The sequence below is a fragment of the Streptomyces sp. SCL15-4 genome, assembly GCF_033366695.1.
Lineage (GTDB): Bacteria > Actinomycetota > Actinomycetes > Streptomycetales > Streptomycetaceae > Streptomyces.
Window position 1 is genome coordinate 6,766,931 of sequence record NZ_JAOBTQ010000001.1, and the last position, 22,646, is coordinate 6,789,576.

The following is a 22,646-nucleotide window of genomic DNA, read 5'->3' on the forward strand; positions in this document are numbered from 1 at the left end:
TCCATACGAAGGACTACGAAGAGTGCGCACCGGTGTCCGTTTGCGTCACGACCGCCTCGTGGAACGCCGTGCGCGCCGCTTCCGGGCGCCGGCCGCGGGTGCCCGCCCGTCGGCCACGCCCACGCGTGGCTACGATGGGCCAGCCGGCGGCCAGCAGGGGCCGCGGCGTCACCGACCGTCGGGAAGGCCATGCTGAACAAGTACGCGCGTGCATTTTTCACGCGTGTCCTCACACCGTTCGCCGCGTTTCTCATCCGGCGGGGGGTGAGCCCCGACACGGTGACGCTCCTCGGCACCGCCGGGGTGGTCGCGGGGGCTCTGGTCTTCTACCCCAGGGGCGAGTTCTTCTGGGGCACGGTCGTGATCACCCTGTTCGTCTTCTCCGACCTGGTCGACGGCAACATGGCCCGCCAGCTGGGCCGCTCCAGCCGCTGGGGCGCGTTCCTGGACTCCACCCTGGACCGGGTCGCGGACGGCGCGATCTTCGGCGGGTTCGCGCTGTGGTACGCGGGCCGGGGCGACGACAACGTGCTGTGCGCGGTGTCGATCTTCTGCCTGGCCAGCGGGCAGGTGGTGTCGTACACCAAGGCGCGCGGCGAGTCGATCGGGCTGCCGGTCGCCGTCAACGGGCTCGTCGAGCGCGCCGAGCGGCTGGTGATCTCGCTGGTCGCGGCCGGTTTCGCGGGCCTGCACAAGTTCGGTGTGCCGGGCATCCAGTGGCTGCTGCCGATCGCGCTGTGGATCGTCGCGGCGGGCAGCCTCGTCACCCTGATCCAGCGGGTGGTCACCGTCCGCCGCGAGTCCGCGGAGGCCGAGGCGGCGGCCGGACAGCAGGCCGGCGGGGCCGCGCGGTGAGCGCCGCCGACCGGTTCGCCGACGGGCTGTACGGCCTCGGCTGGAGCACCGTGAAGAAGCTCCCCGAGCCGGTCGCCGCGCGCCTGGGCCGGTCCATCGCCGACGCCGTCTGGAAGCGGCGCGGCAAGGGCGTACGGCGGCTGGAGGCGAACTACGCGCGCGTGGTGCCCGGCGCGTCGCCGGAGCGGCTGGCGGAGCTGTCGCGCGCGGGCATGCGCTCGTACCTGCGGTACTGGATGGAGTCGTTCCGCCTGCCGGCCTGGAGCGCCGAGCGCGTGCGGACCGGCTTCGAAGCCAAGGGCCTGCACCATCTGACCGAGGGGCTGGCCTCCGGCCGGGGCGTGGTCCTCGCCCTGCCGCACCTGGCCAACTGGGACCTGGCCGGGGCGTGGGTCACCACCAAGCTTCAGACGCCGTTCACGACGGTCGCCGAGCGGCTGAAGCCGGAGTCGCTGTACGACCGTTTCGTGGCCTACCGCGAGGGCCTGGGCATGGAGGTGCTGCCGCACAGCGGCGGCGCCGCCTTCGGCACCCTGGCCCGGCGGCTGCGCGACGGCGGCCTGGTCTGCCTGGTCGCCGACCGCGACCTGTCCGCCACCGGGGTGGAGGTCGACTTCTTCGGCGAGCCGGCCCGTATGCCCGCCGGACCGGCCCTGCTCGCCCAGCAGACCGGCGCGCTGCTGCTGCCCGTCACCCTCTGGTACGACGACTCGCCCGTCATGAAGGGCCGGGTCCATCCCCCGATAGAGGTACCCGGGTCAGGTACGCGGGCGGAGAAGACGTCCGTCATGACACAGGCACTGGCCGATGCCTTCGCCACCGGGATCGCCGAGCATCCGGAGGACTGGCACATGCTCCAGCGCCTGTGGCTCGCCGACCTCGACCCCGCGAAGGGACCCTCGTGAGAATCGGGATCGTCTGCCCGTACTCCTGGGACGTGCCCGGTGGCGTCCAGTTCCACATCCGCGACCTCGCCGAGTACTTCCTGCGGCTCGGTCACGACGTCTCCGTGCTGGCCCCGGCCGACGACGACACCCCGCTGCCGCCGTACGTCGTCTCGGCCGGCCGCGCCGTGCCGGTGCCGTACAACGGCTCGGTGGCCCGGCTGAACTTCGGCTTCCTGTCGGCCGCGCGGGTGCGGCGCTGGCTGCACGAGGGCGCCTTCGACGTGGTGCACATCCACGAGCCGACCTCGCCCTCGCTCGGCCTGCTGACCTGCTGGGCGGCGTCCGGCCCGATCGTGGCCACCTTCCACACCTCCAACCCGCGCTCGCGGGCGATGATCGCCGCCTACGCGATCCTCCAGGCCGCGCTGGAGAAGATCAGCGCGCGGATCGCGGTCAGCGAGTACGCCCGGCGCACGCTGGTCGAGCACCTCGGCGGGGACGCGGTGGTCATCCCCAACGGCGTCGACGTGGACTTCTTCGCCAAGGCCGAGCCCAGGCCGGAGTGGCAGGGCGGCACGATCGGGTTCATCGGCCGCATCGACGAGCCGCGCAAGGGGCTGCCCGTACTGATGCGGGCGCTGCCGAGAATCCTGGCGGCCCGCCCGGAGACCCGGCTGCTGGTGGCCGGCCGGGGCGACGAGGAGGCCGCCGTCGCCGGCCTGCCCGAGGAGCTGCGCTCGCGCGTGGAGTTCCTCGGCATGATCAGCGACCAGGACAAGGCCCGTCTGCTGCGCAGCGTCGACCTGTACGCGGCGCCCAACACCGGCGGGGAGAGCTTCGGCATCATCCTGGTCGAGGCGATGTCCGCGGGCGCGCCCGTGCTCGCCTCCGACCTGGACGCGTTCGTGCAGGTGCTCGACCAGGGCGAGGCCGGCGAGGTGTTCGCCAACGAGGACGCCGACGCGCTGGCCGAGGCCGCCGTACGCCTGCTCGGCGACCCCGACCGCCTGGCCGAGCTGCGCGAGCGGGGCAGCGCCCATGTGCGGCGCTTCGACTGGTCGACGGTCGGCGCGGACATCCTGTCGGTCTACGAGACGGTGACGGCGGGCGCGGCGGCGGTCGCCACGGACGAACGCACCACGGGCCTGCGCGCCCGCTTCGGCCTGGCCCGCGACTGACACCACCGACCTCGCCGGGGGCCGCGCGATACCGGCCCGGATACGGCGAGGCGGGTACGGGGCCGATCCGGTTCCGGGGCGGTGCGGGGGTGGTCCGGGCCCGGCTGGGGGCCGGTCCGGGGCGGTACGGGGTCGGCCCGGGTTCGTGAGTCCGTGGGGGACCGACGCGGTGGTGGACTCGGCGGGTCGGGGACGGGTCCGGGAAGAGGTCTGGCTCGGGATGGTGCGGGGGCGGCCCCGGGTCGTACGGGGTTGGCCCGGGGTCCGTCGGAATCGGGTGAGGCGGGGCGGTCCGGGGCTGGTTCGGGGGCGGCTTGGGGCCGTACCGGACGGGGGCGGGGCCCGGGGGTCCGGACGACGCGGTGGTGGACTCGGCGGGCCCCGGCGGCTTGGAGGAGGCCGTGCGGGGGCCGATAGCCTTCGGGCGTGACCGCAACCCTCATCTGGATCCTCGTCGTGCTCGTCGCCGTCGGCGTGTACCTCAGCTGGACGGCCGGGCGGCTGGACCGGCTGCACGTGCGGATGGACGCCGCCCGGGCCGCGCTCGACGCCCAGCTGCTGCGGCGCGCCTCGGTGGCCCAGGAGCTGGCGACCTCCGGCGTGCTGGACCCGGCCGCCTCGATCGTGCTCTACGAGGCCGCGCACGCGGCCCGGCAGGCCGAGGAGGAGCAGCGGGAGGTCGCCGAGAGCGAGCTGAGCCAGGCGCTGCGGGCGGTCTTCGAGCACGCGGCCCAGGTGGAGGCCGTGCGCGAGGCCCCCGGCGGCGACGCGGCGGCCCGTGAACTGGCCGAGGCCGTCCGCAGGGTGCCGATGGCCCGTCGCTTCCACAACGACACCGTGGGAGCCGCCCGCAGACTCCGCGAACACCGCAAGGTCCGCTGGTTCCGGCTGGCCGGCCACGCCCCGTTCCCGCTGGCCTTCGAGATGGACGACGAGCCGCCCGCGGCCCTCGTCGAGCGCGCCTCGTGAAGCGCGGGTGAACGAAAAGGATCCACCGGCTTGTCATTGGCCCTTGCTGTGGCCTGGCCCGTTCCCGTTTCCTCGGAAGTGCAGTCACCCTCTTTCACTTCAGCGAGGTCACCCGTGTCCACCACCGACAACCAGGCTCCCGAGACCGGCACCGCCCGTGTGAAGCGCGGCATGGCCGAGCAGCTCAAGGGCGGCGTCATCATGGACGTCGTCACGCCGGAGCAGGCGAAGATCGCCGAGGACGCGGGCGCCGCCGCCGTCATGGCCCTCGAGCGAGTCCCGGCCGACATCCGCAAGGACGGCGGCGTGGCCCGTATGTCCGACCCGGACATGATCGAGGGCATCATCGACGCCGTCTCCATCCCGGTGATGGCCAAGTCCCGCATCGGCCACTTCGTCGAGGCCCAGGTGCTGCAGTCCCTCGGCGTGGACTACATCGACGAGTCGGAGGTGCTCACCCCGGCCGACGAGGTCAACCACTCCGACAAGTGGTCCTTCACCACCCCGTTCGTGTGCGGCGCCACCAACCTGGGCGAGGCCCTGCGCCGCATCGCCGAGGGCGCCGCGATGATCCGCTCCAAGGGCGAGGCCGGCACCGGCAACGTCGTCGAGGCGGTCCGCCACCTGCGCCAGATCAAGGGCGACATCGCCCGCCTGCGCGGCCTGGACAACCACGAGCTGTACGCCGCCGCCAAGGACCTGCGCGCCCCGTACGAGCTGGTCAAGGAGGTCGCCGAGCTGGGCAAGCTGCCGGTGGTGCTGTTCTCCGCCGGCGGCGTGGCCACCCCGGCCGACGCGGCCCTGATGCGCCAGCTCGGCGCCGAGGGCGTGTTCGTCGGCTCCGGCATCTTCAAGTCCGGCGACCCGGCCAAGCGCGCCGCCGCCATCGTGAAGGCCACCACCTTCTACGACGACCCGAAGATCATCGCGGACGCGTCCCGCAACCTCGGCGAGGCCATGGTCGGCATCAACTGCGACACCCTCCCCGAGACCGAGCGCTACGCGAACCGCGGCTGGTGACCCCCTTCTTCGGAAGACACTCATGAACACTCCTGTCATAGGCGTCCTGGCCCTCCAGGGCGACGTCCGGGAACACCTCATCGCCCTGGCCGCGGCGGACGCCGTGGCCAGGCCGGTGCGGCGCCCCGAGGAACTCGCCGAGGTCGACGGTCTCGTCCTGCCCGGCGGCGAGTCCACCACCATCTCCAAGCTGGCCGTCCTCTTCGGCGTGATGGAGCCCCTGCGCGCGCGCGTGCGCGACGGCATGCCCGTCTACGGCACCTGCGCGGGCCTGATCCTGCTCGCCGACAAGATCCTCGACCCGCGCTCGGGCCAGGAGACCATCGGCGGCATCGACATGATCGTGCGCCGTAACGCCTTCGGCCGGCAGAACGAGTCGTTCGAGGCCGCGGTCGACGTCAAGGACATCCCGGGCGATCCCGTGGAGGGCGTCTTCATCCGCGCTCCCTGGGTGGAGTCCGTGGGGGCCGCCGCCGAGGTGCTCGCCGAACACGACGGCCACATCGTCGCCGTCCGCCAGGGCAACGCGCTCGCCACCTCCTTCCACCCGGAGCTGACCGGCGACCACCGCGTGCACTCGCTGTTCGTCGACATGGTGCGCGCCAACGGGGCGGCGGAGTCCTTGTAGGATCTCCGGGGGTCCCCCCGGCCTTTCGACCGAGGGGCGTTCGTACAGGATGGGTTACGCGAAGGAGACAGGCAGATGTCCGGCCACTCTAAATGGGCCACGACGAAGCACAAGAAGGCCGTGATCGACGCCAAGCGCGGCAAGCTCTTCGCGAAGCTGATCAAGAACATCGAGGTCGCGGCACGCATGGGCGGCGCGGACCCCGAGGGCAACCCGACGCTGTACGACGCCATCCAGAAGGCGAAGAAGTCGTCGGTTCCGAACAAGAACATCGACTCCGCGGTCAAGCGCGGCGCGGGCCTGGAGGCCGGCGGCGCCGACTACGAGACGATCATGTACGAGGGTTACGGCCCGAACGGTGTCGCGGTGCTCATCGAGTGCCTCACCGACAACCGCAACCGCGCCGCCTCCGAGGTCCGTGTCGCCATGACCCGCAACGGCGGCTCCATGGCCGACCCGGGCTCGGTGTCGTACCTGTTCAACCGCAAGGGCGTCGTCATCGTCCCCAAGGGCGAGCTGACCGAGGACGACGTCCTCGGCGCCGTCCTGGACGCCGGTGCCGAGGAGGTCAACGACCTCGGTGAGACCTTCGAGGTCATCAGCGAGGCCACCGACCTGGTCGCCGTGCGCTCCGCGCTGCAGGACGCCGGCATCGACTACGACTCCGCCGAGGCCAACTTCGTCCCGACCATGCAGGTCGAGCTGGACGAGGAGGGCGCCAAGAAGATCTTCAAGCTCATCGACGCGCTGGAGGACAGCGACGACGTGCAGAACGTCTTCGCCAACTTCGACGTGAGCGACGAGATCATGGAGAAGGTCGACGCGTAACGCGCAAGGCTGACGACCGGGCCGACGGGACACACCCCGTCGGCCCGTCGCGTTGTACGGCGTTGTCGGTGTCACCCGATAGCCTGCACAAACATGCGAACGGGTGACGGTGACGAAGGGAGGCGGGCGTGCGTGTTCTGGGGGTGGACCCCGGCCTGACCCGGTGCGGGATCGGCGTCGTCGAGGGCGTGGCGGGCCGCCCGCTGGCCATGCTCGGCGTCGGAGTCGTGCGGACCCCGGCCGACGCCGACCTCAGCCACCGGCTGCTCGCCGTGGAGCAGGGCATCGAGGAGTGGCTGGAGGAGCACCGGCCCGAGGTCGTCGCCGTGGAGCGCGTCTTCAGCCAGCACAACGTGCGCACGGTCATGGGCACCGCCCAGGCCAGCGCCGTGGCCATGCTGTGCGCCGCCCGGCGCGGCATCCCCGTCGCCCTGCACACCCCGAGCGAGGTCAAAGCCGCCGTCACCGGCTCCGGACGCGCCGAGAAGGCCCAGGTGGGCGCCATGGTCACCCGGCTGCTGCGGCTGGCCGCGCCCCCGAAACCCGCCGACGCCGCGGACGCCCTCGCGCTCGCCATCTGCCACATCTGGCGGGCCCCGGCCCAGAACCGGCTCCAGCAGGCCGTCGCCCGGCACGCCGTCCACGCAACGAAAGGCCCCACGGCATGATCGCCTTCGTCAGCGGCACCGTCGCCGCGCTCGCCCCCGACACCGCGGTCGTCGAGGTCGGGGGAGTCGGCATGGCCGTCCAGTGCACCCCGAACACCCTGTCGACGCTGCGGATCGGCCGGCCCGCCCGGCTGCACACCTCCCTCGTCGTGCGCGAGGACTCGCTCACCCTGTACGGCTTCGCGGACGACGACGAACGCCAGGTCTTCGAGCTGTTGCAGACCGCGAACGGCGTCGGTCCGCGCCTCGCCCAGGCCATGCTGGCCGTGCACACCCCGGACGCGCTGCGCCGCGCGGTCGCCACGGGAGACGAGAAGGCCCTCACCGCCGTCCCCGGCATCGGCAAGAAGGGCGCCCAGAAGCTGCTGCTGGAGCTGAAGGACCGGCTCGGCGAGCCCGTCGGCGCCCCGGCCGTCGGCGCGCCCGTCAGCCAGGGCTGGCGCGACCAGTTGCACGCGGCCCTGATCGGCCTCGGCTACGCCACCCGGGAGGCCGACGAGGCGGTGGCCGCCGTCGCGCCCCAGGCCGAGGCGGCGGACGGCACTCCGCAGGTGGGCCAGTTGCTGAAGGCCGCCCTGCAGACCCTGAACCGCGCCCGCTGACCTCCCGCCACCCCGCTAGGAGAACTTCGTGAACTGGGACGACACCACCGCTACCCCCGCCGAGGAGCGGCTCGTCGGTGCGTCGGCCGATCGGGAGGACCAGGCCGTCGAGGCCGCCCTGCGCCCCAAGGACCTCGGCGAGTTCATCGGCCAGCACAAGGTCCGCGAACAGCTGGACCTGGTGCTGCGCGCCGCACGCGCGCGGGGCGCCACCGCCGACCATGTGCTGCTCTCCGGGGCGCCCGGCCTCGGCAAGACCACCCTGTCGATGATCATCGCGGCGGAGATGGGCGCCCCCATCCGCATCACCTCCGGACCCGCCATCCAGCACGCCGGGGACCTCGCCTCGATCCTGTCCTCGCTCCAGGAGGGCGAGGTGCTCTTCCTCGACGAGATCCACCGCATGTCCCGGCCCGCCGAAGAGATGCTGTACATGGCGATGGAGGACTTCCGCGTCGACGTCATCGTCGGCAAGGGCCCCGGCGCCACCGCGATCCCGCTGGAGCTGCCGCCGTTCACCCTGGTCGGCGCCACCACGCGCGCGGGCCTGCTGCCGCCCCCGCTGCGCGACCGCTTCGGCTTCACCGCGCACATGGAGTTCTACTCCCCGCAGGAGCTGGAGCGCGTGGTGCACCGCTCGGCGAGCCTGCTGGACGTGGGCATCGAGCCGGACGGCGCCGCCGAGATCGCCGGCCGCTCCCGGGGCACGCCCCGTATCGCCAACCGCCTGCTGCGCCGCGTCCGTGACTACGCGCAGGTCAAGGCCGACGGGCTGATCACCCGGGAGATCGCCGCCGCCGCGCTCGCCGTCTACGAGGTCGACGCGCGCGGCCTGGACCGGCTCGACCGCGCCGTCCTTCAGGCCTTGCTGAAGCTGTTCGGCGGCGGACCGGTGGGCCTGTCCACCCTCGCCGTCGCGGTGGGGGAGGAGCGGGAGACCGTGGAGGAGGTCGCCGAGCCGTTCCTGGTCCGCGAGGGCCTGCTCGCCCGCACCCCGCGCGGCCGGGTCGCCACCCCCGCCGCCTGGGCGCACCTCGGGCTGACCCCGCCGCACGCGCCGGCCGCGGGAAACGGACAACAGGACCTGTTCGGGGCGTGACGGCGGCCGAGCGGCGAGGACGATGGCCCGGCCGGAACCCAGGTGCCATGCTGAGCGTTGTTCCATGAGAGCGGACTCGCTTAGACTCCGCCGATGCCGCCCTTGCGGGCGGCGCCGACCACACCCCCATCCAACAGGCCGCTCACCCGCGCGGTCGCGCGAAGGAAATTCCGTCCCGTGAATGCCTATACCCTTCTCCCGTTCATCGTGCTCATCGCGGCCATGTTCCTGATGACGCGTTCGGCCAAGAAGAAGCAGCAGCAGGCCGCCGACATGCGGAACCACATGCAGCCCGGCTCCGGAGTCCGCACGATCGGGGGGATGTACGCGACGGTCAAGGAGGTCAACGAGGACACGGTCCTCCTCGACGCCGGGCCGGGCGTCGACCTCCTCTTCGCCAAGAACTCGATCGGCGCCGTCCTCACCGACGACGAGTACAACCGCATCGTCCACGGCGTCGAGCACGACCTGAAGTCCGACACCGGCCTCGTCCCGGACGACGCCTCCTCCCTCACCGAGACCGACGAGACCGACGGATCCGCCGACGCTGCCGCCGCCTCGGACGACAAGATCGACCTCGGTAAGAAGGACGCCGCCGAGGCCGGGGCGGACGACCAGCCGAAGAAGACCGACGGCGACTCCGACGCGAAGTAGCCGCACCCCGGGAAGCGCGGCGGCGGCATGATGGGCCCCGCGTGCCCCGGCGCGTCTGTTTCCGCACGGGAGCCCGACACCATGTCATGGCCGACCGCGCCGACCGGGCGCGGGGCGGCCCGAGAGGGAGTACGAGAAGGTGGCAGCACCTAAGAGGGGCCGAAGCGCGAGCGCCCCGAGCAAGCCAGGGCGCTCGCTGGCCCTCATCCTGATCGCCATCGTGGCGCTCGCCGGAGGGATGTTCGCCTCCGGGCACACCACCCCGCGTCTCGGCATCGACCTCGCCGGTGGTACGAGCATCACGCTCAAGGCGAAGGCCGACCAGGGGTCCGCGATCAACAAGGCCAACATGGACACCGCGGTCGACATCATGAACCGCCGGGTCAACGGCCTGGGTGTCTCCGAGGCGGAGGTGCAGACCCAGGGGAACGACAACATCATCGTCAACATCCCCAAGGGCACCAACTCCAAGGAGGCCCAGGAGCAGGTAGGCACCACCGCCAAGCTGTACTTCCGGCCGGTCCTGGCCAGCGAGCCCAGCGGCCCCGCGGCGAAGAGCCCGTCGCCGAGCGCGTCCTCCGGCACCGGCTCCTCCCCGAAGCCGAGCGGCAGCCCGTCCGCGTCCGCCTCCTCCAAGGAGAAGGCGTCCTCGACCGGCGGCTCCACCTCCCCCTCGGCCTCGGCCACCTCCCAGGGCCGCGCCGTCACCGAGGCCCTGAAGAAGGCCCCCACCCCCTCGCCGAGCGGCTCCGCCTCCGGCAGCGCCAAGCCGTCCACCACGCCGTCGGCCCCGGCCGGCAGCGGCTCCGACGCCGCGCTCCAGGCGCGGTACGCGGCGCTGGACTGCACCAAGCCCACCGACCGGGCCAAGGCCGGCAAGAACATCAAGCCCGGCCAGCCCACCGTGGCCTGCGGCGAGATCGACGGCGCCTGGTACAAGTACCTGCTCGGCCCCGCCGCCGTGGACGGCACCGAGGTGAAGAAGGCGCAGGCCGTCTACGACACCCAGGGCGCCTCCGGCTGGCAGGTCCAGATGACCTTCACCTCCGGCGGGGCCAAGAAGTTCGCCGACATCACCGAGGAACTGGCCAAGAAGACGCAGCCGCAGAACGAGTTCGGCATCGTCCTGGACGGCGAGGTCGTCTCCAGCCCGTACGTGCGGCAGTCCATCACCGGCGGCCAGGCGGAGATCTCCGGCAGCTTCAAGCAGGAGGAGGCGCAGGGCCTCGCCAACATGCTGTCGTACGGCGCGCTGCCGCTGTCCTTCCAGGAGCAGTCCGTCACCACCGTCACCGCCGCGCTCGGCGGCGAGCAGCTGCACGCCGGCCTGCTCGCGGGCGCCATCGGCCTCGCCCTGGTCGTGATCTACCTGGTGGTGTACTACCGCGGCCTGTCCCTCGTGGCCATGGCCTCGCTGGTGGTCTCCGCGATCCTCACGTACGTGATCATGTCGCTGCTCGGTCCGGCCATCGGCTTCGCGCTGAACCTGCCGGCCGTCTGCGGTGCCATCGTCGCCATCGGTATCACCGCGGACTCGTTCATCGTGTACTTCGAGCGCATAAGGGACGAGATCCGCGAGGGCCGCACGCTGCGCCCCGCCGTGGAGCGGGCCTGGCCGCGCGCCCGGCGCACCATCCTGGTCTCCGACTTCGTGTCGTTCCTGGCCGCCGCCGTGCTGTTCATCGTCACCGTCGGCAAGGTGCAGGGCTTCGCCTTCACGCTGGGCCTGACCACCCTGCTCGACGTGGTCGTCGTCTTCCTCTTCACCAAGCCGCTGATGACGCTCCTCGCCCGCCGCCCGTTCTTCGCGGACGGCCACAAGTGGTCCGGTCTCGACCCGAAGAGCCTGGGCGCCAAGCCCCCGCTGCGCCGCACCCGCCGTCCCGCCGGTCCCGCCGGCCCCGTCGACCCGAAGGAGGCGTGAGCGATGTCGAAACTCGGCAACATCGGCGCTCGACTGCACCGCGGCGAGATCGCCTACGACTTCATCGGCAAGCGGAAGATCTGGTACGGCATCTCGATCCTGATCACCATCACGGCCATCGTCGGCCTGGCGGTGCGCGGCCTGAACATGGGCATCGAGTTCGAGGGCGGCGCGGTCTTCACGACGCCCACCAAGATGAGCGCCTCGGTGGCCCAGGCGGAGGAGTACGCCAACGAGGCCTCCGGCCACCAGGCCATCGTGCAGAAGCTGGGCAACGGCAGCCTGCGCATCCAGATCGCCGGCATCGACACCGACCAGTCCGACCGGATCAAGCAGGAGCTGGCCAAGGACCTCGATCTCGACCCCGAGAAGCTGGCCGCCGACCTGGTCGGCCCGAGCTGGGGCGAGCAGATCGCCAACAAGGCCTGGGAGGGCCTGGCGATCTTCATGGTCCTCGTGGTGGTCTATCTGGCGATCGCCTTCGAGTGGCGCATGGCCGTCGCCGCGCTGGTCGCGCTGATCCACGACATCACCATCACGACCGGTATCTACGCCCTGGTCGGCTTCGAGGTCACGCCCGGCACGGTCATCGGCCTGCTGACCATCCTCGGTTACTCGCTCTACGACACGGTCGTCGTCTTCGACAGCCTCAAGGAGCAGACGAAGGACCTCACCAAGCAGACCCGGTTCACCTACAGCGAGATCGCCAACCGGTCGATCAACGGCACCCTGGTCCGCTCCATCAACACCACGGTCGTCGCGCTGCTGCCGGTCGCCGGCCTGCTCTTCATCGGCGGCGGCTTCCTCGGCGCGGGCACGCTCAACGACATCTCCCTGTCGCTGTTCGTGGGTCTCGCGGCCGGCGCCTACTCGTCGATCTTCATCGCCACGCCGCTCGTCGCCGACCTCAAGGAGCGCGAGCCGGCGATGAAGGCCCTCACCAAGCGGGTCCTGGCCAAGCGTGCCCAGGCCGCCGCGGGGGAGGACCGCGGCGACGTCCGCGCCGGCGATGACGACGCCGACGACGGCGCCCCCGCCGTCGTCGGTCCGCGCAACCAGCCCGCGCCCCGGGGCCGGGGCCGTGGCCGCACCTCCGGGAAGCGCCGATGACCGACATCCAGGAACTGCTGCTGAGCCGCATCCGCGATGTGACCGACTACCCGGAACCGGGCGTGATGTTCAAGGACATCACCCCGCTCCTGGCCGACCCGGCGGCCTTCACCGCGCTCACCGACGCGCTGGCCCGGATCGCCACCGACACCGGCGCGACCAAGATCGTCGGCCTGGAGGCCCGGGGCTTCATCCTCGGCGCCCCGGTCGCCGTCCGCGCCGGCCTGGGCTTCATCCCGGTCCGCAAGGCGGGCAAGCTGCCCGGGGCCACCCTGCGCCAGGCCTACGACCTGGAGTACGGCTCGGCGGAGATCGAGGTGCACGCCGAGGACCTGGCCGCCGGCGACCGCGTGCTGATCGTGGACGACGTCCTGGCCACCGGCGGCACGGCGGAGGCGGCGATCCATCTGATCCAGCGCGCCGGCGCCGAGGTGTCCGCGCTCGCGGTGCTGATGGAGCTGGGCTTCCTCGGCGGCCGGGCCCGGCTGGAGGCCGCGCTGGACGGGGCTCCGCTGGAGGCGCTGCTCCGGGTCTGAGCGCGTGAGCGGTGAGACGGCCGCACCCGGCGATTCCGCGCCGGGTGCGGCCGTCCGCGTCCCACCGGCCCGCACCGGCTCAGCGGACGGGGCTCCGTAACCCCTGTGCGGGCGTTTGCCCAGGTCCGCGGCGATGCGCCCGCTCGCCGCCGGCGCGGACGCGGGCCACTGGCGACCGGCCGGCCGGAATCCCGTGGCAGCCTCCCGCGTTGCAGGGGTACACGGTCCTCACAGCCGCCTGAAGGCGATGACCGGGCGCAGGATCGCTACCATGGGGTGTCCGGAGCCTGACCGGGGGACCCGGATCGCGCACGAGGAGCCCTCTTGCCAGACGAGGCCCAGCCACTGACCGCCGCCAAGCCCGAGCCCGCCTCGGCCGCCGCGGCGAAGCCCGCGCCGAGCACCTCCCAGGTGAAGAACGACACCCGCGGGACGGTCGAGCACGCCCACTCCGCCCCGGTGGAGAAGAGCGCGGAGTCCGCGCGTCCCAAGCAGCCCCCGGCCGAGCGACCCGCACAGCCCCCGGTGGTGCGCCAGCCGGCCACGCCGCCCACTCGCAGCGGCTCCTCCAACCGGGTCCGGGCCCGCCTCGCCCGCCTCGGTGTGCAGCGCGCGAACCCCTACAACCCGGTCCTGGAGCCGCTGCTGCGGATAGTGCGCAGCAACGACCCCAAGATCGAGAACTCCACGCTGCGCCAGATCGAGCGCGCCTACCAGGTCGCCGAACGCTGGCACCGCGGCCAGAAGCGCAAGAGCGGCGACCCGTACATCACGCACCCGCTCGCCGTCACCACCATCCTCGCCGAGCTGGGCATGGACCCGGCCACCCTGATGGCGGGGCTGCTGCACGACACCGTCGAGGACACCGAGTACGGCCTCGACGACCTGCGCCGCGACTTCGGCGACGTCGTCGCCCTGCTCGTCGACGGCGTGACCAAGCTGGACAAGGTCAAGTTCGGCGAGGCCGCGCAGGCCGAGACCGTGCGCAAGATGGTCGTGGCCATGGCGAAGGACCCGCGGGTCCTGGTCATCAAGCTCGCCGACCGGCTGCACAACATGCGCACCATGCGCTACCTCAAGCGCGAGAAGCAGGAGAAGAAGGCGCGCGAGACGCTGGAGATCTACGCTCCGCTCGCCCACCGCCTCGGCATGAACACCATCAAGTGGGAGCTGGAGGACCTCGCGTTCGCGATCCTCTACCCCAAGATGTACGACGAGATCGTACGGCTGGTGGCCGAGCGGGCGCCGAAGCGCGACGAGTACCTGGCCATAGTGACCGACGAGGTCCAGTCCGACCTGCGCGCCGCCCGGATCAAGGCCACCGTCACCGGCCGCCCGAAGCACTACTACAGCGTCTACCAGAAGATGATCGTGCGGGGCCGCGACTTCGCCGAGATCTACGACCTGGTGGGCATCCGCGTCCTCGTCGACACGGTCCGCGACTGCTACGCCGCACTCGGCACGGTGCACGCGCGATGGAACCCGGTCCCCGGCCGGTTCAAGGACTACATCGCGATGCCGAAGTTCAACATGTACCAGTCGCTGCACACGACGGTCATCGGCCCCAACGGCAAGCCGGTCGAACTCCAGATCCGCACGTTCGACATGCACCGCCGCGCCGAGTACGGCATCGCCGCGCACTGGAAGTACAAGCAGGAGGCCGTCGCCGGCGCCTCCAAGGTCCGCACCGACGTGCCGAAGGCGTCCGGGAAGGACAAGGACGCCATCAACGACATGGCGTGGCTGCGGCAGCTGCTGGACTGGCAGAAGGAGACCGAGGACCCCGGCGAGTTCCTGGAGTCCCTGCGCTTCGACCTGTCCCGCAACGAGGTCTTCGTCTTCACGCCCAAGGGCGACGTCATAGCGCTGCCGGCCGGGTCCACCCCGGTGGACTTCGCGTTCGCGGTCCACACCGAGGTCGGCTACCGCACCATAGGAGCGCGGGTCAACGGCCGCCTCGTCCCGCTCGAATCCACCCTGGACAACGGCGACCTCGTGGAGGTCTTCACCTCCAAGGCGACCGGCGCCGGCCCGTCCCGGGACTGGCTCGGCTTCGTCAAGTCGCCGCGGGCGCGCAACAAGATCCGCGCCTGGTTCTCCAAGGAGCGCCGCGACGAGGCGATCGAGCAGGGCAAGGACGCCATCGTGCGGGCCATGCGCAAGCAGAACCTGCCGATCCAGCGCATCCTGACCGGCGACTCGCTCGTCACGCTCGCCCACGAGATGCGCTACTCGGACATCTCCGCGCTGTACGCGGCGATCGGCGAGGGCCACGTCTCCGCGCAGAACATCGTGCAGAAGCTGGTGCAGGCCCTCGGCGGCGAGGAGGCGGCCACCGAGGAGATCGACGAGTCGGTCCCGCCGTCCCGCGGCCGCGGGCGCAAGCGGCGCTCCAGCGCCGACCCGGGCGTCGTGGTCAAGGGCGTCGACGACGTATGGGTCAAGCTGGCCCGCTGCTGTACGCCGGTGCCGGGCGACCCGATCATCGGCTTCGTCACCCGCGGCAGCGGCGTATCGGTTCACCGCAGCGACTGCGTCAACGTCGACTCGCTGTCCCGCGAGCCGGAGCGCATCCTCGACGTCGAGTGGGCGCCGACCCAGTCCTCGGTCTTCCTGGTCGCCATCCAGGTGGAGGCCCTGGACCGCTCCCGGCTGCTGTCGGACGTCACCCGGGTGCTGTCCGACCAGCACGTCAACATCCTGTCGGCGGCCGTGCAGACCTCCCGGGACCGGGTGGCCACCTCCCGGTTCACCTTCGAGATGGGCGACCCCAAGCACCTGGGCCACGTCCTGAAGGCCGTCCGTGGCGTGGAGGGCGTGTACGACGTGTACCGCGTGACCTCGGGCCGCAGCCGCTCGTAGCCGCGCACCGGTACCGGCGGCCGCCCACCGGTCCCGGCCGGTCCCGCGCACCGGACAGCGAGAAGGGCCCCGTACGCCTGTACGGGGCCCTTTCAGCGGGAGGGCGGGGGGATCAGCCGCCGAACTCCTGAAGGCCCTTCAGGGCCTGGTCCAGGAGTGCCTGGCGGCCCTCCAGCTCCCTCTCCAGCTTGTCGGCCCGGGCGTTGTTGCCCTGGGCGCGCGCCTGGTCGATCTGCGCCCGCAGCTTGTCCACGGCGGCCTGGAGCTGACCGGTCAGACCCTCGGCACGCGCGCGTGCCTCCGGGTTGGTGCGGCGCCACTCGGCCTCCTCGGCCTCCTGGAGCGCCCGCTCGACGGCGTGCATCCGGCCCTCGACCTTCGGCCGGGCGTCCCGCGGGACGTGACCGATGGCCTCCCAGCGCTCGTTGATCGAGCGGAAGGCGGCCCGCGCGGCCTTCAGATCGGCGATCGGCAGGAGCTTCTCGGCCTCCTCGGCCAGCTCCTCCTTCAGCTTCAGGTTCTCCGTCTGCTCGGCGTCCCGCTCGGCGAACACCGAGCTGCGGGCGGCGAAGAACACGTCCTGGGCGCCGCGGAAGCGGTTCCAGAGGTCGTCCTCGTGCTCGCGCTGGGCGCGGCCCGCGGCCTTCCACTCCGCCATCAGCTCCCGGTACCGGGCGGCCGTCGGACCCCAGTCCGTCGAACCGGACAGCGCCTCGGCCTCGGCGACCAGCCGCTCCTTGACCCGGCGGGCCTCCTCGCGCTGCGCGTCCAGCTGCGCGAAGTGCGCCTTGCGGCGCTTGGAGAACGCCGACCGGGCGTGCGAGAAACGGTGCCACAGCTCGTCGTCGGACTTGCGGTCCAGCCGCGGCAGCCCCTTCCAGGTGTCCACCAGCGCCCGCAACCGCTCCCCGGCGGCCCGCCACTGGTCGGACTGCGCGAGCTGCTCGGCCTCGGCGACCAGCTCCTCCTTGGACTTGCGGGCCTCGTCGGACTGCCTGGCCCGCTGCGCCTTGCGCTCCTCGCGGCGCGCCTCCACGGTCGCCACGAGCTTGTCCAGCCGCTTGCGCAGCGCCTCCAGGTCGCCGACCGCGTGGTGCGCGTCCACCTGCTCGCGCAGGTGACCGATGGCGGCCTGGGCGTCCTTCGCCGACAGGTCGGTGGTCCGCACTCGCTTTTCGAGGAGGCCGATCTCGACAACCAGGCCCTCGTACTTGCGCTCGAAGTAGGCCAGCGCCTCATCGGGGGAGCCGGCCTGCCAGGAACCGACGACCTTCTCGCCGTCGGCCGTACGCACGTACACGGTCCCCGTCTCGTCGACGCGGCCCCACGGGTCGCTGCTCACAGCGCCTCCTCCACATGATGCCTGCGGGGGGCCGCAGCACCCCCGGGCATCGTCCACAGTTTCGTCACGGCCAACATAGGCGACCAGCGGGTGGCCTGTCCGCATCCAGCACGACCGAAATTCCGCTGCCCGGCCTGTTGACCTTCGGGTCCGGGCAGCGGAGGGGGGCCGGCGGGGTCCGGCGTACGGGGGTCAGGACTTGACGACCGTGGCCTTGTCGATCACGACCGTCGCGTTCGGCGCGCCGTCGCCGGCGCCCGTGCTCTCACCGGCCGCCGCGATCTTGTTCAGCACCTTCATGCCGGCCGCGTCGACCGTGCCGAACGGGGTGTAGCTGGGCGGCAGCTGGCTGTCCTTGTAGACGAGGAAGAACTGGCTGCCGCCGGTGTGCGCCTGCCCGGTGTTGGCCATCGCCACCGTGCCCGCCGGGTAGGTGTTGTTCTTCAGGCTCTTGTCCTTGAGGTTCTCGTCCGGGAGCGTGTAGCCCGGGCCGCCCGCGCCGGTGCCCTGCGGGTCGCCGCACTGCAGGACGTAGATGCCCTGAGTGGTGAGCCGGTGGCACTTGGTGTGGTCGAAGTAGCCCTTGCCCGCCAGGAAGTCGAACGAGTTCGCCGTGTGCGGCGCCGCCGACGTCTTCAGCGCGACGCCGATGTCGCCGCACGTCGTCGCCAGCTTCAGCGTGTACTTCGCCGACGTGTCGATCGTCATCGCCGGCTCCTTCTTCCAGCTCAGCTTCTTCACCGAGCCGGCCGCCGGCTTCTCGCAGGGGTCCGGTGCCTTGCCGGACGGCGAGGCGCTCGGGGTGACCTCCGCGCTCGCGTTCGTCTTCTTGCCGTCGTCGTCCTTCAGGACCCCGGTCGTGTACAGGGCGACACTGCCGATCACGACCACGCCCAGTACCGACGCGATCACGGAGTTGCGCAGGCGGGCCTTGCGCCGCGCCTCGGTGCGCCGCTGCTGCTGCCGCAAGAACTTCTCCCGGGCGAGCTGACGCCGCCGCTGTTCCTGGCTGACCACCGGGTTTCTCCTCATGCGTGTCGTGTGTCGGGCGGTACGCGTGCGTCCTCGTGCTCCGACCGCTGCGTGTAGCCCCGTACCGTATATGGGTTCGCTGAGGAAAAGGCAGCGCCGGTAGGCTCTGGGAGCAGCTGAAGCCGCCCGTAACCGACACAACGAAGGACGATCGTGCTCATTGCCGGGTTCCCCGCCGGGGCCTGGGGGACGAACTGTTATCTCGTCGCCCCCGCCGCCGGTGAGGAGTGCGTGATCATCGACCCCGGCCATCAGGCCGCCGAAGGCGTCGAGGAAGCACTGCGCAAGCATCGGCTCAAGCCCGTCGCCGTCGTCCTCACCCACGGCCACATCGACCACGTGGCCTCGGTCGTCCCCGTCTGCGGCGCGCACGAGGTACCGGCCTGGATCCATCCCGAGGACCGGTACATGATGAGCGACCCGGAGAAGGCGCTCGGCCGGTCCATCGGCATGCCGCTGATGGGCGAGCTGACCGTGGGCGAGCCGGACGACGTCAGGGAGCTGACGGACGGCACGGCGCTGGAGCTGGCCGGCCTCACGTTCTCCGTCGCGCACGCGCCGGGCCATACCAAGGGGTCGGTGACCTTCCGGATGCCCGAGACCGCCGACGTCCCGTCGGTGTTCTTCTCCGGGGATCTGCTGTTCGCCGGCTCCATCGGACGTACCGACCTGCCGGGCGGATCCATGGCGGACATGCTCGAGTCGCTGGCCCGTGTGTGCCTGCCGCTCGACGACTCCACCGTGGTGCTGTCCGGCCACGGCCCCCAGACGACCATCGGCCGGGAACGCGCCGCCAACCCCTATCTGCGGCAGGTGGCCGCCGGCCCGGGAAGCGTGGACGCTCCCCGACGAGGAATGTGACGAGAGACCTTTCGTGAGCACTTTTCAGGCCCCCAAGGGCACCTACGACCTGATTCCGCCGGACTCGGCCGCGTACCTGGCGGTCCGCGAGGCCATCGCCGCGCCGCTGCGCAACTCCGGCTACGGCTACATCGAGACGCCCGGCTTCGAGAACGTCGAACTGTTCGCGCGCGGTGTCGGCGAGTCCACCGACATCGTGACCAAGGAGATGTACGCCTTCGAGACCAAGGGCGGCGACAAGCTCGCCCTGCGCCCCGAGGGCACCGCGTCCGTGCTGCGGGCGGCCCTGGAGGCCAACCTGCACAAGACGGGCAACCTCCCGGTCAAGCTCTGGTACTCCGGCTCGTACTACCGCTACGAGCGCCCTCAGAAGGGCCGCTACCGCCACTTCTCCCAGGTGGGCGCCGAGGCGATCGGCGCGGAGGACCCGGCGCTGGACGCCGAGCTGATCATCCTGGCCGACCAGGCGTACCGCTCGCTGGGCCTCAGGAACTTCCGCATCCTGCTCAACAGCCTCGGCGACAAGGAGTGCCGCCCGGTCTACCGTGCCGCGCTCCAGGACTTCCTGCGCGGCCTGGACCTGGACGAGGACACCCGCCGCCGTATCGACATCAACCCGCTGCGGGTCCTGGACGACAAGCGCGAGTCGGTCCAGAAGCAGCTCACCGGCGCCCCGCTGCTGCGCGACTACCTGTGCGACGCGTGCAAGGCGTACCACGAGGAGGTCCGCGAGCTGATCACCGCCGCGGGCGTCTCCTTCGAGGACGACCCCAAGCTGGTGCGCGGCCTGGACTACTACACCCGCACCACCTTCGAGTTCGTGCACGACGGCCTCGGCTCGCAGTCCGCGGTCGGCGGCGGCGGCCGCTACGACGGCCTGTCGGAGATGATCGGCGGCCCCGCGCTGCCCTCGGTCGGCTGGGCCCTGGGCGTCGACCGCACGGTCCTCGCGCTCCAGGCCGAGGGCGTCGCGCTGGACCTGCCGTCCTCGACGTCCGTGTACGCCGTCCCGCTCGGCGAGGAGGCCCGCCGGATGCTGTTCGCCAAGGTCACCGAGTTGCGCAAGGTGGGCATCGCGGCCGACTTCGCCTACGGCGGCAAGGGCCTGAAGGGCGCGATGAAGAACGCCAACCGCTCCGGCGCCCGCTATGCGATCGTCGCCGGCGAGCGCGACCTCGCCGAGGGCCTCGTCCAGCTCAAGGACATGCAGTCCGGCGAGCAGACCGCGATCGGCGTCAACGAGATCGTGGCGGAACTGGAGTCCCGGCTCGGCTAGCCGCACGCGCGCGCGGGCGCCGGACGCTCCTCTCGGGGAGCGGCCGGCGCCCTTGCTGTACCTGGGCGGGAGAGGCCGGCTTACCGAGCGGGGGCATCGGTCGTACGCACATCCTTATGCGCATCGAACGGTGCGGACACAGGCGCGTGCGGCACAATGACCCGTGCCCGAAGAAGGTCCGACCCTCGAGTGACGGAATCGGCGTGATGAGCAAGACGACAGTGAACGACGTCTCCGCGGAGCCCGGTCCCGAGCGCGCCGCCGACGCCCCGCGCACGGCCGGCGGCAGCCGTGCCCTCGCCATCCTGCTGGTGATCACCGGCGCGGCCGGACTGCTGGCCTCGTGGGTCATCACGATCGACAAGTTCAAGATCCTCGAAGCCAAGGTCGCGGGCACGTCCTTCACGCCCGGATGCAGCCTCAACCCGGTGGTCTCCTGCGGCAGCGTCATGGAGAGCAAGCAGGCCGCCGCCTTCGGCTTCCCCAACCCGATGCTCGGACTGGTCGCCTACGGCATCGTCGTCTGCGTCGGCATGAGCCTGCTGGCCCGCGCCCGGTTCCCGCGCTGGTACTGGCTGACGTTCAACTTCGGCACGCTGTTCGGCGTGGCCTTCTGCACCTGGCTGCAGTTCCAGTCCCTGTACCGGATCAACGCGCTGTGCCTGTGGTGCTCGCTGGCCTGGGTCGCCACGATCACCATGTTCTGGTACGTCACCTCGTTCAACGTCCGCAGCGCCTTCCTGCCGGCCCCGCGCTGGCTGCGGTCCTTCTTCGGCGAGTTCACCTGGGTCCTGCCGGTCGCGCACATCGGCATCATCGGCATGCTGGTGCTGACCCGGTGGTGGGAGTTCTGGACCAGCTGACGGCCCGGACCGGATTGTCGGTGCGGTGTTCTAGGGTTTCAGCGTGGAACCCGACCTGTTCACCGCCGCAGCAGAAGAACGCCAGGAGAAGGACCCGGCGGGCAGCCCCCTGGCGGTGCGCATGCGCCCGCGCTCCCTCGACGAGGTCGTGGGCCAGCAGCATCTCCTCAAGCCCGGCTCGCCCCTGCGCCGCCTGGTCGGCGAGGGCTCCGGCGGGCCCGCCGGACCGTCCTCGGTGATCCTCTGGGGCCCGCCCGGCACCGGCAAGACCACCCTGGCCTACGTGGTGTCCAAGGCGACCGACAAGCGGTTCGTGGAGCTGTCCGCGATCACCGCCGGCGTCAAGGAGGTCCGCGCGGTCATCGACGGCGCCCGCCGCGCCACCGGGGGCTACGGCAAGGAGACCGTCCTCTTCCTGGACGAGATCCACCGCTTCAGCAAGGCCCAGCAGGACTCGCTGCTGCCGGCCGTGGAGAACCGCTGGGTCACCCTGATCGCGGCCACCACGGAGAACCCGTACTTCTCGGTGATCTCCCCGCTGCTCTCCCGCTCCCTCCTGCTCACCCTCGAACCCCTCACCGACGACGACGTGCGCGGCCTGCTGCGGCGCGCCCTCGCCGACGAGCGCGGCCTGAAGAACGCCGTCACGCTCCCCGAGGAGACCGAGGAGCACCTGCTGCGGATCGCCGGCGGCGACGCCCGGCGCGCCCTGACCGCCCTGGAGGCAGCCGCCGGCGCCGCCCTGGACCAGGGCGAGAGCGAGATCGGCCTGCGCACGCTGGAGCAGACCGTCGACCGCGCCGCGGTGAAGTACGACCGCGACGGCGACCAGCACTACGACGTCGCCAGCGCCCTCATCAAGTCCATCCGCGGCTCCGACGTCGACGCGGCCCTGCACTACCTGGCCCGCATGATCGAGGCCGGCGAGGACCCCCGGTTCATCGCCCGCCGCCTGATGATCTCCGCCAGCGAGGACATCGGCCTCGCCGACCCGGGCGCCCTGCCGATCGCGGTCGCCGCCGCCCAGGCCGTCGCCATGATCGGCTTCCCGGAGGCCGCCCTCACCCTCAGCCACGCCACCATCGCGCTGGCCCTCGCCCCCAAGTCCAACTCCGCGACCACCGCGATCGGCGCCGCCCTGGACGACGTACGCAAGGGCCTGGCCGGCCCGGTGCCCCCGCACCTGCGCGACGGGCACTACAAGGGCGCGGCCAAGCTCGGCCACGCCCAGGGCTACGTCTACCCGCACGACCTGCCCGAGGGCATCGCCGAGCAGCAGTACGCCCCGGACGCCCTGAAGGACCGCGAGTACTACACCCCGGGCCGGCACGGCGCCGAGGCCAGATACGCGGACGCCGTCGAGTGGACCCGCAGGCACCTCGGTCGCAAGCGTTCCTGAGCAGCCTGTAGACTGCTGCGGAGTGCCGAGTCCCGTGCCGTCAGAGCGGGACA

The 22,646-nt window shown here is 71.5% G+C and carries 21 protein-coding genes; 19 read left to right on the forward strand and 2 right to left on the reverse strand.

Annotated elements, in window-relative coordinates; translation table 11 throughout:
* Positions 1-189: 189 nt before the first annotated feature.
* From pgsA to relA, 15 genes are all read left to right on the forward strand, one after another.
* On the forward strand, positions 190-855 hold the full coding sequence (gene pgsA, locus SCK26_RS30415) for a phosphatidylinositol phosphate synthase (protein WP_358693036.1): 666 nt from the start codon (positions 190-192) through the stop codon (positions 853-855).
* On the forward strand, positions 852-1,760 hold the full coding sequence (locus SCK26_RS30420) for a phosphatidylinositol mannoside acyltransferase (protein WP_318204539.1): 909 nt from the start codon (positions 852-854) through the stop codon (positions 1,758-1,760). The genes pgsA and SCK26_RS30420 overlap by 4 nt, the downstream gene beginning before the upstream one ends.
* Entirely contained in the window at positions 1,757-2,920 is a 1,164-nt protein-coding gene (locus tag SCK26_RS30425) for a glycosyltransferase family 4 protein (RefSeq protein ID WP_318204540.1), read from the forward strand. The genes SCK26_RS30420 and SCK26_RS30425 overlap by 4 nt, the downstream gene beginning before the upstream one ends.
* Positions 2,921-3,346: 426 nt before the next feature.
* Positions 3,347-3,889: a hypothetical protein gene (locus SCK26_RS30430; protein ID WP_318204541.1), complete on the forward strand. Its 543-nt coding sequence runs from the start codon at positions 3,347-3,349 to the stop codon at positions 3,887-3,889.
* Positions 3,890-4,003: 114 nt separating this feature from the next.
* Positions 4,004-4,909, forward strand: a complete 906-nt coding sequence (gene pdxS, locus SCK26_RS30435) for a pyridoxal 5'-phosphate synthase lyase subunit PdxS (RefSeq protein WP_318204542.1) — start codon at positions 4,004-4,006, stop codon at positions 4,907-4,909.
* A gap of 22 nt (positions 4,910-4,931) precedes the next feature.
* Positions 4,932-5,537: a pyridoxal 5'-phosphate synthase glutaminase subunit PdxT gene (pdxT, locus tag SCK26_RS30440; RefSeq protein ID WP_318204543.1), complete on the forward strand. Its 606-nt coding sequence runs from the start codon at positions 4,932-4,934 to the stop codon at positions 5,535-5,537.
* A 75-nt stretch (positions 5,538-5,612) separates the two neighbouring features.
* Positions 5,613-6,365 (forward strand): YebC/PmpR family DNA-binding transcriptional regulator, encoded by a 753-nt coding sequence (locus tag SCK26_RS30445; protein WP_318204544.1) that lies wholly within the window; start codon positions 5,613-5,615, stop codon positions 6,363-6,365.
* 128 nt (positions 6,366-6,493) lie between these two features.
* On the forward strand, positions 6,494-7,033 hold the full coding sequence (ruvC, locus tag SCK26_RS30450; RefSeq protein ID WP_318204545.1) for a crossover junction endodeoxyribonuclease RuvC: 540 nt from the start codon (positions 6,494-6,496) through the stop codon (positions 7,031-7,033).
* Positions 7,030-7,635, forward strand: a complete 606-nt coding sequence (gene ruvA, locus SCK26_RS30455) for a Holliday junction branch migration protein RuvA (protein ID WP_318204546.1) — start codon at positions 7,030-7,032, stop codon at positions 7,633-7,635. Before ruvC ends, ruvA begins: the two co-directional genes overlap by 4 nt.
* 28 nt (positions 7,636-7,663) lie before the next feature.
* Positions 7,664-8,734, forward strand: a complete 1,071-nt coding sequence (gene ruvB / locus SCK26_RS30460) for a Holliday junction branch migration DNA helicase RuvB (RefSeq protein WP_318204547.1) — start codon at positions 7,664-7,666, stop codon at positions 8,732-8,734.
* Positions 8,735-8,911: 177 nt separating this feature from the next.
* A complete protein-coding gene (gene yajC / locus SCK26_RS30465) occupies positions 8,912-9,388 on the forward strand; it encodes a preprotein translocase subunit YajC (protein ID WP_318204548.1) in 477 nt (158 codons plus the stop codon).
* 139 nt (positions 9,389-9,527) lie between these two features.
* Positions 9,528-11,312: a protein translocase subunit SecD gene (secD, locus tag SCK26_RS30470; RefSeq protein WP_318204549.1), complete on the forward strand. Its 1,785-nt coding sequence runs from the start codon at positions 9,528-9,530 to the stop codon at positions 11,310-11,312.
* Positions 11,313-11,315: 3 nt separating this feature from the next.
* Positions 11,316-12,422 (forward strand): protein translocase subunit SecF, encoded by a 1,107-nt coding sequence (secF, locus tag SCK26_RS30475; protein WP_318204550.1) that lies wholly within the window; start codon positions 11,316-11,318, stop codon positions 12,420-12,422.
* Positions 12,419-12,958 (forward strand): adenine phosphoribosyltransferase, encoded by a 540-nt coding sequence (locus SCK26_RS30480; protein WP_318204551.1) that lies wholly within the window; start codon positions 12,419-12,421, stop codon positions 12,956-12,958. Before secF ends, SCK26_RS30480 begins: the two co-directional genes overlap by 4 nt.
* 324 nt (positions 12,959-13,282) lie before the next feature.
* Entirely contained in the window at positions 13,283-15,820 is a 2,538-nt protein-coding gene (gene relA, locus SCK26_RS30485) for a GTP pyrophosphokinase (RefSeq protein ID WP_318204552.1), read from the forward strand.
* 112 nt (positions 15,821-15,932) lie between these two features.
* Here relA and SCK26_RS30490 read toward each other — a convergent pair whose 3' ends face one another.
* Positions 15,933-17,162: a DUF349 domain-containing protein gene (locus SCK26_RS30490; RefSeq protein ID WP_318204553.1), complete on the reverse strand. Its 1,230-nt coding sequence runs from the start codon at positions 17,160-17,162 to the stop codon at positions 15,933-15,935.
* A 192-nt stretch (positions 17,163-17,354) separates the two neighbouring features.
* Entirely contained in the window at positions 17,355-18,179 is an 825-nt protein-coding gene (locus SCK26_RS30495; protein ID WP_318204554.1) for a peptidylprolyl isomerase, read from the reverse strand.
* A 168-nt stretch (positions 18,180-18,347) separates the two neighbouring features.
* Between SCK26_RS30495 and SCK26_RS30500 the strand changes: the two genes are divergently transcribed.
* The 4 genes from SCK26_RS30500 (at position 18,348) to SCK26_RS30515 (ending at position 22,593) form a co-directional block, all read left to right on the forward strand.
* A complete protein-coding gene (locus SCK26_RS30500; RefSeq protein WP_318204555.1) occupies positions 18,348-19,055 on the forward strand; it encodes an MBL fold metallo-hydrolase in 708 nt (235 codons plus the stop codon).
* A gap of 13 nt (positions 19,056-19,068) precedes the next feature.
* Positions 19,069-20,331 carry a histidine--tRNA ligase gene (hisS, locus tag SCK26_RS30505; RefSeq protein ID WP_318204556.1) on the forward strand — a complete coding sequence of 421 codons (1,263 nt, stop codon included), beginning with the start codon at positions 19,069-19,071 and terminating at the stop codon, positions 20,329-20,331.
* A gap of 206 nt (positions 20,332-20,537) precedes the next feature.
* Positions 20,538-21,194, forward strand: coding sequence for a vitamin K epoxide reductase family protein (locus SCK26_RS30510; RefSeq protein ID WP_318204557.1), 657 nt, complete (start codon positions 20,538-20,540; stop codon positions 21,192-21,194).
* Positions 21,195-21,237: 43 nt separating this feature from the next.
* A complete protein-coding gene (locus SCK26_RS30515) occupies positions 21,238-22,593 on the forward strand; it encodes a replication-associated recombination protein A (protein WP_318204558.1) in 1,356 nt (451 codons plus the stop codon).
* Positions 22,594-22,646 lie beyond the last annotated feature (53 nt).

Excerpts from the sequence above, each read along its gene's own strand:
- SCK26_RS30480 (WP_318204551.1), top strand. The coding sequence starts at position 12,419 with ATGACCGACATCCAGGAACTGCTGCTGAGCCGCATCCGCGATGTGACC.
- pdxT (WP_318204543.1), top strand. The coding sequence starts at position 4,932 with ATGAACACTCCTGTCATAGGCGTCCTGGCCCTCCAGGGCGACGTCCGG.
- secF (WP_318204550.1), top strand. The coding sequence starts at position 11,316 with ATGTCGAAACTCGGCAACATCGGCGCTCGACTGCACCGCGGCGAGATC.
- SCK26_RS30510 (WP_318204557.1), top strand. The coding sequence starts at position 20,538 with ATGAGCAAGACGACAGTGAACGACGTCTCCGCGGAGCCCGGTCCCGAG.
- SCK26_RS30445 (WP_318204544.1), top strand. The coding sequence starts at position 5,613 with ATGTCCGGCCACTCTAAATGGGCCACGACGAAGCACAAGAAGGCCGTG.
- pgsA (WP_358693036.1), top strand. The coding sequence starts at position 190 with ATGCTGAACAAGTACGCGCGTGCATTTTTCACGCGTGTCCTCACACCG.
- ruvA (WP_318204546.1), top strand. The coding sequence starts at position 7,030 with ATGATCGCCTTCGTCAGCGGCACCGTCGCCGCGCTCGCCCCCGACACC.